At 69.4% G+C, this 9,281-nt stretch carries 11 protein-coding genes and 1 tRNA gene; 8 read left to right on the top strand and 4 right to left on the bottom strand.

The window, feature by feature from the left end; all coding sequences use genetic code 11:
- From F8271_RS11650 to F8271_RS11635, 4 genes are all read left to right on the top strand, one after another.
- A partial coding sequence (locus F8271_RS11650) for an alpha-ketoacid dehydrogenase subunit beta (protein WP_305069480.1) occupies nucleotides 1-870 on the top strand: 870 nt, incomplete at its 5' end.
- A 113-nt stretch (nucleotides 871-983) separates the two neighbouring features.
- Complete coding sequence (locus F8271_RS11645; protein WP_110565654.1) at nucleotides 984-1,421, top strand: DUF3052 domain-containing protein; 438 nt, start codon at nucleotides 984-986, stop codon at nucleotides 1,419-1,421.
- An 85-nt stretch (nucleotides 1,422-1,506) separates the two neighbouring features.
- Nucleotides 1,507-1,971 carry a peroxiredoxin gene (locus tag F8271_RS11640; protein WP_151489707.1) on the top strand — a complete coding sequence of 155 codons (465 nt, stop codon included), beginning with the start codon at nucleotides 1,507-1,509 and terminating at the stop codon, nucleotides 1,969-1,971.
- A gap of 77 nt (nucleotides 1,972-2,048) precedes the next feature.
- A tRNA-Val gene (locus tag F8271_RS11635) sits at nucleotides 2,049-2,120 on the top strand.
- Nucleotides 2,121-3,009: 889 nt separating this feature from the next.
- On the opposite strand, the gene F8271_RS11630 is transcribed toward F8271_RS11635, so the two are convergent.
- The 3 genes from F8271_RS11630 to F8271_RS32355 form a co-directional block, all read right to left on the bottom strand.
- Nucleotides 3,010-3,792 carry a transposase family protein gene (locus F8271_RS11630; RefSeq protein ID WP_192580251.1) on the bottom strand — a complete coding sequence of 261 codons (783 nt, stop codon included), beginning with the start codon at nucleotides 3,790-3,792 and terminating at the stop codon, nucleotides 3,010-3,012.
- 158 nt (nucleotides 3,793-3,950) lie between these two features.
- Nucleotides 3,951-4,931, bottom strand: a complete 981-nt coding sequence (locus F8271_RS11625; RefSeq protein WP_151489705.1) for an IS3 family transposase — start codon at nucleotides 4,929-4,931, stop codon at nucleotides 3,951-3,953.
- A gap of 20 nt (nucleotides 4,932-4,951) precedes the next feature.
- Complete coding sequence (locus F8271_RS32355) at nucleotides 4,952-5,284, bottom strand: hypothetical protein (protein ID WP_192580250.1); 333 nt, start codon at nucleotides 5,282-5,284, stop codon at nucleotides 4,952-4,954.
- 966 nt (nucleotides 5,285-6,250) lie between these two features.
- Here F8271_RS32355 and F8271_RS11615 point away from each other — a divergent pair.
- The 3 genes from F8271_RS11615 to F8271_RS11605 are packed head-to-tail and all read left to right on the top strand — an operon-like array spanning nucleotide 6,251 to nucleotide 8,306.
- The gene (locus F8271_RS11615; protein WP_151489704.1) at nucleotides 6,251-6,799 is read left to right on the top strand and encodes a hypothetical protein; all 549 of its coding nucleotides are present in this window, start codon (nucleotides 6,251-6,253) and stop codon (nucleotides 6,797-6,799) included.
- A gap of 21 nt (nucleotides 6,800-6,820) precedes the next feature.
- Complete coding sequence (locus tag F8271_RS11610) at nucleotides 6,821-7,618, top strand: alpha/beta fold hydrolase (protein WP_151489703.1); 798 nt, start codon at nucleotides 6,821-6,823, stop codon at nucleotides 7,616-7,618.
- A gap of 58 nt (nucleotides 7,619-7,676) precedes the next feature.
- The gene (locus tag F8271_RS11605; RefSeq protein WP_151489702.1) at nucleotides 7,677-8,306 is read left to right on the top strand and encodes an HAD-IA family hydrolase; all 630 of its coding nucleotides are present in this window, start codon (nucleotides 7,677-7,679) and stop codon (nucleotides 8,304-8,306) included.
- Nucleotides 8,307-8,374: 68 nt separating this feature from the next.
- Here F8271_RS11605 and F8271_RS11600 read toward each other — a convergent pair whose 3' ends face one another.
- A complete protein-coding gene (locus F8271_RS11600) occupies nucleotides 8,375-8,728 on the bottom strand; it encodes a hypothetical protein (RefSeq protein WP_225854434.1) in 354 nt (117 codons plus the stop codon).
- 51 nt (nucleotides 8,729-8,779) lie between these two features.
- On the opposite strand from F8271_RS11600, the gene F8271_RS11595 reads away from it, so the two are divergent.
- A complete protein-coding gene (locus F8271_RS11595; RefSeq protein ID WP_151489701.1) occupies nucleotides 8,780-9,268 on the top strand; it encodes a GNAT family N-acetyltransferase in 489 nt (162 codons plus the stop codon).
- Nucleotides 9,269-9,281 lie beyond the last annotated feature (13 nt).

The following is a 9,281-nucleotide window of genomic DNA, read 5'->3' as shown; positions in this document are numbered from 1 at the left end:
ACCCTGCTCGACGAGACGTCGGTGCTGGGGCTGGGGTTGGGCGCGGGGTTGGCCGGGATGCTGCCGGTGCCGGAGATCCAGTACCTGGCCTACCTGCACAACGCCGAGGACCAGCTGCGCGGCGAGGCGGCCACCATGCGGTTCTTCTCGCAGGGGGCGTTCCGTAACCCGATGGTGGTGCGGGTGGCCGGGCTGGCGTACCAGGAGGGGTTCGGCGGGCACTTCCACAACGACAACTCGGTGGCCGTACTCCGGGATGTGCCCGGTCTGGTGATCGCGGTGCCGGCGCGGCCGGACGACGCCGCGCCCATGCTGCGGACCTGCCTGGCGAGCGCGGCGGTGGACGGCAGCGTCTGCGTGTTCCTGGAGCCGATCGCGCTCTACCACACCCGCGACCTGTACGCCGAGGGTGACGGGGAGTGGCTGGCGGGCTATCCGGAGCCGGGCGCGTGGGTGGCCGGGCACGTGCCGGTCGGGCGGGCACGGGTCTACCAGGTGGGCTCGGCCGACGACCTGACCATCATCACCTTCGGTAACGGGGTGCGGATGTCGCTGCGGGCCGCGGCGGTCCTCGCCGAGGAGGGGGTGGGCACCCGCGTGGTGGACCTGCGCTGGTTGGCTCCCCTGCCGGTGGCCGACATCATCCGGGAGTCCTCCGCGACGGGCCGGGTGCTGGTGGTGGACGAGACACGCCGGTCCGGCGGGGTCGGCGAGGGCGTGATCGCCGCCCTGGTCGACGCCGGATATGTGGGCGCGGCGCGCCGAGTGGCCGGAGTTGACTCGTTTGTACCATTAGGTCCGGCAGCACGTCATGTTCTGGTCTCCACGGAAGCCATTACCGACGGTGCCCGTACGCTGCTGGCACGGTAAATTCCGTTCCACCCGGTGCGCCACTTGCGCGCAGAGGCACAACTGTGTGGACTTTGCCTGACGGCGTCGGTCCCGACGCCGCGAGCAGGGACGAGATGAGGAGGCACGCGACAGTGAGCGCGACCGCTGGTCAGGCCGCCGACGGGGTACGCAGCCTGGCGGACCGGTTCGGGATCGAACCGGGGATGGTCGTCATGGAGATGGGGTACGACGACGACGTCGACCAGGATCTCCGCGACGCCCTGACCGACCGCTGTGGAGAGCTTGTCGACGAGGACACCGACGAGGTGGTCGACGCGGTGCTGGTCTGGTACCGCGACGGCGACGGTGATCTCTTCGAGCTTCTCGTCGACGCCCTCGGCCCGCTGGCCGACAACGGGGTCGTGTGGCTGCTCACGCCGAAGGCGGGGCGTGACGGGCACGTCGAGCCGAGCGAGGTCGCGGAGTCCGCGCCCACGGCCGGCCTGCAGCAGACCTCGACCGTCAACGCCGGCCGGGACTGGAGCGGCGCCCGCCTGGTGCTGCGCCGCGGGGCCAAGGCCAAGAAGTAGGCCCGGCCGCATCGCACGCCCGGCGGTCGGTACCGCCGGGTGTGGCAGCCTGGTGCCGTCCCTCTGACTCGACCGAGGAGATCGCATGCCCATCGAGGTTGGTGCCGAGGCACCGGACTTCGTGCTGAAGGACCAGAACAACCAGGAGGTCCGGCTCTCCGACTTCCGGGGCAGGCGCACCGTGCTGCTGGTCTTCTACCCGCTGGCCTTCACCGGCACCTGCCAGGGCGAGTTGTGCGAGGTGCGGGACAACCTCAACGAGTACGTGAACGACGACGTCCAGGTGCTGACGATCAGCGTCGACTCGGTCTACAGCCACAAGATCTGGGCCGACCGGGAGGGCTACCAGTTCCCCCTGCTGGCCGACTTCTGGCCGCACGGTGGCGTCGCTCAGGCGTACGGGGTCTTCAACGAGGTCGCCGGCTTCGCCAACCGGGGCACCTTCGTCATCGACAAGGCCGGCGTGGTGCGCTTCGCCGAGATGAACGGCCCGGGCGGGGCCCGCGACCAGCAGGGCTGGCGCAAGGCCCTCGCCGAAGCGGCCATCTGACCGGGGTACGCCGTGCGTCCGGGCCGGCGGCAAGCAGGTAAGCTTGCCAGCCACCGGCCCGCCACACGGGGCGTTCCGGGCGCGTAGCTCAGTGGGAGAGCACTCGCCTTACAAGCGAGGGGTCGCAGGTTCGAAACCTGCCGCGCCCACCCTTCACCACCAGCGGAAATCCCCCCGAGAAGATCAGCTCCCGGGGCGGTGACAGCAACGGGGGTCCAAGCTGTGCTGCTGCCCACGCCGCCGCCACCCGGATCATCCGGGCCATCCTTGTACGCCGAGTCGCCGAGGGGGCCCGCTACCCATGATGAAAATGGCTCATGTTTACCTTCCTGAGCCCTGGCGTGAACCTGCCGACCGCCACAGCCGTTTAGTTGATGACGGGAAGGTGCTGGGTTGCTGGCGTCTCGCAACATGAAGCCCGGTCAGGGCGGCGCTTAACGCGAAGGAGCGCAAAGTGCGTGATAAGGATGCGGTAACCGATGAGGATTTGCAATGGTCGGCCAGATATCTAAGAGACATGGCTCAGCCGTGTAATATTCGCGCAATTGAGTTGCCCCCGGATACTCCGATTTCCCGAGCCGAGTATACCTCATTCAGGTTCTGGAATGCGAAGGGTAATGATCCATATAGATTCTATGAATTTTACAAAGGTTTGAGTGCTCGAATCGAGTCAGTAAGGGCGGCTCGTGCTCGCGCCTCGACCTCATCTGTTTCGATGATTAGAAGCGGAACAGATAGTCCAGCTCCCTATTCGGCCTCCGGGTCCTCTAGTTCAGCCTATTTGGTCTCTGGGTCCTCTAGTCCAGCTGTAACCAATCAGCAGGGCGCAGGGCAGGCGGCAGCGCCTAAGCGGTGATTCGGATGACCGCGACGCCTCGCGGTATTCACTGGAGCTGAACGCAGATCCCGCTTGTCGATGGCGTTGCCCTGGTCGTCGAGTTGGTAGCCCGTGAGCCATGCCCAGCCTCGATAGGCCGGCTTGCCGGCTTTGGGCCGTCCGGACTGTAGCGGGTGCCGGCTGAGCCTAAGATCATGCCATTACCAGGTCGTCAGAGGGAAGCTGGGGGGACGCCCAACAACTGACCATCGATGCGAGGCGTAACAGTTCAGGTCCTCGATCTTCTCCGCCGGGTACGCGCTGGCCTGCGGTCCCGGCACGACGGGTTCCTCGGCGAGGCTGGGGGAGGGGCTGGCGCTCGGGCCGCGGCCGCTCGGGGGGCGCGCCGGCGAGGTGGCCGCCGGGCCGGACGCGGTGGTCTTCCCGTCGCGCAGCAGGAAGAAGCCGCCGACCAGGCCGAGGCACAGCACCAGCAGGACGACCACGACGCCTCCGACGACGGCGGCGACGATGGCGGTCTGGTTCGAGCTGGTGGGCGGCTGGGCGGCTACCCACCCGGGCGTGCCGATCGGGTCGCCGGGCTGCGCTGGCAGCTCCGTGGCGGGCGCCTGCTCCGGTGCCGGCGCGGGCTCGGGCGACGTGTCCGGTGCGGGATCGGGGCGTCGCCATGGACGACGTCGGCGGCGTATCCGCAGGCGGTGCAGGACATCCTGCGGGGTCCGCGCCGCCCACTGCCGGATCGCAGTCACCGAGTCGTTTCCCGCTACCAGCGTGGCGCAGGCGGTCAGCACCAGGATCACCAGCAGCGGATGCCGAAGTCCTCGTAACCGCTGCGGGTCGGGCACCTGCCGGAGCCGGTCGAGCAGCGACGACGCCACCGACAACGGGCGAACCCCACCCGGGTCTACCGCGAGTTCGGCTTCCCACAAGGCCAGCTCGGCGAGGTGGTCGACAACAGGGCTGATCGGGGAAGATGACGACACGAGCGCGACTCCTGAAACGATCTTCTGGCGTAAGCACCCGAAAGATCATCAGAAGTCGCGCTCGTCTACAACTCCAGCCCCGCCTGATCCTCAACCCGGACAGAACATCTCAAGCCGGAACAACGGAACCTGTCAAGTCAAGTGAGACGTTTTCGTGTTCAGGTGTTCTGTAGTTCGGTGGGTTGAGCTGCTGGTTTGTTGATCCATACCGTGGTTGGTAGGGCGGGTGGTCGGGGTCGGCGGGTGAACCGGTCGGGGTGGGCGCGCCAGGCGGCGTCGAGGGTGGCCTGCCGTTGGTCGTGCACGTCGCCTGCCGTGTCGTAGTGCACCGAGGCGGGGGTGTGCAGGCCGATGCCGCAGTGGCGGTGTTCGTGGTTGTAGTAGGTGAAGAACTCGGCGCAGAACTCGCGGGCGTGGTGCAGGGAGTCGAACCGGTCGGGGCACGCGGGGCAGTACTTCAAGGTCTTGAACTGCGCTTCGGAGTACGGGTTGTCGTTCGATACCCGGGGTCGGGAGTAGGAGCGGGTGACGTCAAGGTCGGCGAGCAACTCCGCGACGGGTTTCGAGGTCATCGACGAGCCGCGGTCGGCGTGCAGGACCTCGGGGCGCACGCCGTTGCGGGCGATGGCGTCGTCGATGAGTTCGCGGGCGAGTAGCGAGTCTTCGCCGCCTGCGACGTGCCAGCCGACGACGTAGCGGGAGTACACGTCGATGATGACGTAGAGGTGGTAGAACACGCCCCGCTGCCCGGTCTTGAGGCGGGTGATGTCCCATGACCACACCTGCGACGGGCCCCTTGCCACCAACTGCGGGATGGTGCGGGCCGGGTGGGTGGCCTGCCGGCGACGTTCCCGGCTTTCACCGGCTTCTCGCAGAATCCGGTACATCGTGGACTGTGAGCACCAGTAGCGGCCCTGGTCGAGTTCACGGGCCCAGACCTGCGCCACGGACATCTCCGCGTACTCATCGCGATGCAGCACATCAAGGACGGTCTGACGTTCGGCCGCCGACAGCGTCGACGGTGGGGGTGTCTTCGGCCGCAGCGGATGCGACACCACGGGCGGCTGCCGCAGCCGGTAATGCGTGGCGCGGGACCGACCGGTCAACCGGCACGCCCCGGCGACCCCGACCAGCGGCATCAGCTTGTCGAACGCCGTGTTCAGCGCCTCCTGGCCGGCCGTGACGTGTCGCCCGCGCTCTCGGACAGCGTCTCCAAGAGCGCGTGCGCTTTTCCCATGATCTCCAACGCGGTCTTCGTCCGCGCCAGGTCCGCTTCCAGACGCTCGTTGCGCCGCCGCAACCGCTCGATCTCTGCCGCCTCGCCGCTGCGGCGCCGACTCTCAGACACCGGGCTCTTTCGGGTGCCCAGAGCGGTCAACGCGCCCGCGTCACGGGCGGCCCGCCACTCCAGGATGTGCGAGTGATACAGGCCCTCCCGACGCAGAATTGCCCCACCCTCACCAGCGACCTTCGCCGCCTCGTACTCCGCCACAATGCGTAGTTTGTACTCCGCCGTGAACGTTCGCCGTTTCGGCCGTCCACCCTGCTCACCAGGCGTATTGGGTAGCGTCACGATGATCCTCTTCCTGTCTCCCGGCAAGCCTAACGCTCCCGGAATGGCTGCCTCATCTCAGCCTGACAGACAGGGCAACGCCGGGCCGTGTGCCGACTCCAACACTCAAAGAGTTGGGAGTTGTAAGCCCAAGTCACTTTCGCCCCGGGGCTGAGACAACGCCACCCTGGCCATTCGTATTGGAGACAGTCCACGGGCCGTGGGGGATCTGACCACTAGGTCCCGGCCGGCCGGAAGCGCCGGGACTGTGCCCCGGGACGCTGCTGACCAAAGAGGCTGTTTCCCACAAGGGTACGGCCGACGGGTTGAGCCGCTGGTCGACCACCGGCTGCGGCGGTTGGGGTCGGCCGCTGCCCGGGGGATTCGGCGGCACAGGGAGACGGGGGATACCTGCCGGACTCAGCGATTGGGGGGCTGCGACTGGGACCGGAACTGGGAACAGGGCATGGGGGAAGCCACCTCGTGTCGGCGCGGGCTCCGACACCTGCCGGCGTGCCTCCGGTACCTCCGTTGCTGTGGCGCGAACTTCCGCAACGAGGTCGCTTGAGATGCGATCCTTGATATCTGTATTATCCCAGGACCTTGTCATCCTCTCACCACCTATCCGTTCTGGCGGTCGATATGGGTGTCCATACATCGGGATCCTCCTAGGCTGGTGTTTCCTGAACAGGAACGGGCGATAACTACAACGCAGCTCGGCTCGTCGGGGTTCAGTAACTGATCGGTCTTACGGCGCGGACCGGGTCCACCGGCAGCTGCGCCTTGACGGCATCCGGGTGGGCCGTAAGAGCGACCGGCAATAGGCGTCACGTGAGGGTGGACGGGGTCGACCGGCAGGCGCACTCCCCGTCGGGGGCGTTGCCCGGGCCACGCGATGATGGGCGCGTGCAGGACACCGTCGCCGTCGCGCTGATCACCGCACTGTCCACGTTGGCCGCCGCGGCCCTGACCGGGCTGGTCGGTGCCCTCAGCACCCGCCGGCAACTGGCCCATCAGCTCACCGTCGCCGGCCAGGAGAGCGCCGAGCGGCGGGCGACCCGCCGCGACGAGCTGCGGCGGGAGGCGTACGTCGGGTTCCTGAGCGCCTGCGACCGGGCGTACCGGCAGTTGGACCGGCGCTGGCTGGAGGCTGCCAAGAGCGAGCCGACGTCCGGCTACGACGAGGCGTACACGGCGATGCGCGCCGTCGACGAGGCGTACAACCTGGTGTTGCTGGAGGGTCCGGCGGACGTCGCGGCGGCGGCCCGGTCGGTGCTGGCCAGTCTCACGACTGAGTACGCCGACCAGCGCCGGCTCGGCGACGAGCCGGGCGACGCGGCAGCGCCGCTGCGGGACCGGCATCGCGACCGTTGGCTCGCCGCGATCGAGGTACGGACGAATCGCCGCATTGTGTTCGTCGACGTCGTTCGTCCGGTGTTGGATCGGGACGGGTGACGCCGACGAGCGGGAGGCCGGGTGAGCTACGCCGAGGTCAACGGGCTGCGGCTCTGGCACGAGTCGGACGGCGACGGCCGGCCGTTGGTGTTGCTGCACGGCGGCTACGGGTCGGGGGAGATGTTCGCCCCGATCGTCCCGGCGTTGCGCGGTCGACGTCGGGTGATCACCGTCGACCTGCAGGGCCACGGGCGCACCGCGGACGTCGACCGCCCGCTGCGCTACGAGACGATGGCCGACGATGTCGCCGCGCTCCTCGGCCTCCTCGGGCTGGCCAGGGCCGACGTGCTGGGCTACTCACTGGGCGGCGGTGTCGCGTTGCGAACCGCCATCCAGCATCCGGCGCTGGTGCGGCGGCTGGTGCTGGTGTCCACGCCGTGCCGGCGCGCCGGGTGGTATCCGCAGGCCCTGGCCGCCATGGCCGGCCAGGACGAGCGGGTCGGCGAACAGATGCGCGGCACGCCACCGCACCTGCTCTACGAGCGCGTCGCCCCGCGACTGCAGGACTGGCCGCGACTGTGGGCCAAGAGCGGTGACCTGCTGCGTCGGGACTACGACTGGTCGGGCGAGGTGGCCCGGCTGAGCACGCCGACGTTGCTGGTCTTCGCCGACGCCGACGCGATCCCGATCAGCCACGTGGCCGAGTTCTACGGGCTGCTCGGCGGCGGGCACCGCGACGCCGGAGGGGACGGCACCGACCGTCCCGCCGCCCGACTGGCCGTGCTGCCCGGCCATACGCACGCCGACATCGTCGGCGCGCCAACCCTGCCGGCCGTCGTGCTGCCGTTCCTCACCCACCCGGTCGGCGCCCCCACCTGACCCACCGACCGCCGAGGTCCGAGATCGGCTCAACGGGGCACCGCCCTATGCTCTGGTCGTGGATCTGTCCGGCATCGACGCGGTGCTCTTCGACATGGACGGCACCCTGGTCGACTCCGACGCCGCCGTCGAGCGGGCCTGGGAGCGATGGGCCGCCGAATACGACACCGACCCGGTGGCGGCGCTGGCCATCGCGCACGGCAGTCCCGCCGACCGCACCGTGCGCCGGTTGCTGCCCGGGCTGGACGATTCGGCGGTCGCCGCCGCCTCGGCCCGTCAGTTGGCGTTGCAGTACGACGACCTGTCCGACGTGACGCCCACCCCCGGTGCCCACGAGCTGCTGCGGACGCTGGCCCGGCTGGGGTTGCCCTGGGCGGTGGTGACCAGCGCCGACGCCCGGCTGGCCACGGCCCGGCTCGGTGCCGCCGGCATCGACCCTCCCGTGCTGGTCACGGTCGAGGAGGTCCGCGCGGGCAAGCCGGACCCGGAGGGTTACCTGCGGGCCGCCGCGCTGCTCGACGTGTCGCCGGCGCGCTGCCTGGTCGTCGAGGACGCCGAGGTGGGGCTGGAGGCGGGGCGGGCGTCCGGCGCGGTGACCGCCGCGTTGAAGGGCCTCGACGGCGACGTCCGTCTCGACGACCTGACGCAGTTGGCGCACCGGCTGGAGTCGGCACCGGCGTCCTCCTGACACCGGGCCGCGACCGCCGCCGCAGCTGACCGACCGGGCCGGTGCCGGCCCGCGGCAGGCCCAGCGGGTCAGGCCAGGCGCTGGGCCAGCCAGGGGAGCAGGGCGTCGGCCTGGGCCTGCTGGAACGCGCGGACGGTGGGGATGCCCTGCGGCGGCGGGCGCCGGGCGCTGTCGGCGAAGAACCCGGCCAGCCCGGCGTACACGCCGGTGAGCGCGCAGGCCCTCACCTCCAGGGCGTTGCGCACGCGGTTCAGTTCGTCGGCCCGCCACGGCGTGGCCGGGTGTCGACCCTCCACATCGGAGAAGACCAGGGCCACCCACTCGCCGTCGTCGACGCAGCCCAGCAGCCGGGGCGTCCCGCCCGACCCAACAACCCCATTCCCCAACCCCTCCCTCGGGGTGATCATGAGGTTGGCGGGCATTGTTGAGATCAGATCGTCCGTCAACCTCGTGATCACGAAAGGGAGGGGTCGGTGACACTTCACCTGACACCGATGACCGGGCAGGAGTTGGACCGGTTGTTGGGGCCGCTGGAGCGGGCGTACGCCGAGGATCTGGCCGCGCACCGCGGGTTCACCCCGCAGGCCGCCCTGGAGCACTCCGCGCTCCAGCTTCGGCAGCTGCTGCCGGCGGGCGCGGTCACCGAGGGCGCGCTGCTGCGGGTGGCCCGGGTCGGCGACACCGAGGTCGGCTGGATCTGGGTGACGCTGCCCGGAGCGGCCGGAGCGACCGACAAGCGCCGGGCCTGGATCCACAACATCGAGGTGGATTCCGCGCACCGGGGACGCGGGTACGCACGGCGGATGATCCAGCTCATGGAGGCCGAACTGGCCCAACTCGGCGTACCCGAGCTGGGACTGAACGTCTTCGGCTCGAACACCGTGGCGATCGGGCTGTACCGCAGCCTGGGCTTCGAGGTCACCGCCCAGCAGATGGCCAAACGGATCGAACCGGTCGACTGAGCCGGCCCCGGGG

It is taken from the genome of Micromonospora sp. ALFpr18c (genome assembly GCF_008868155.1).
GTDB lineage: Bacteria > Actinomycetota > Actinomycetes > Mycobacteriales > Micromonosporaceae > Micromonospora.
This window is presented reverse-complemented; position numbering and strand designations above follow the sequence as displayed.

Excerpts from the sequence above, each read along its gene's own strand:
- F8271_RS11600 (WP_225854434.1), bottom strand. The coding sequence starts at position 8,728 with ATGCCCGCCAACCTCATGATCACCCCGAGGGAGGGGTTGGGGAATGGG.
- F8271_RS11625 (WP_151489705.1), bottom strand. The coding sequence starts at position 4,931 with ATGCCGCTGGTCGGGGTCGCCGGGGCGTGCCGGTTGACCGGTCGGTCC.
- F8271_RS11640 (WP_151489707.1), top strand. The coding sequence starts at position 1,507 with ATGCCCATCGAGGTTGGTGCCGAGGCACCGGACTTCGTGCTGAAGGAC.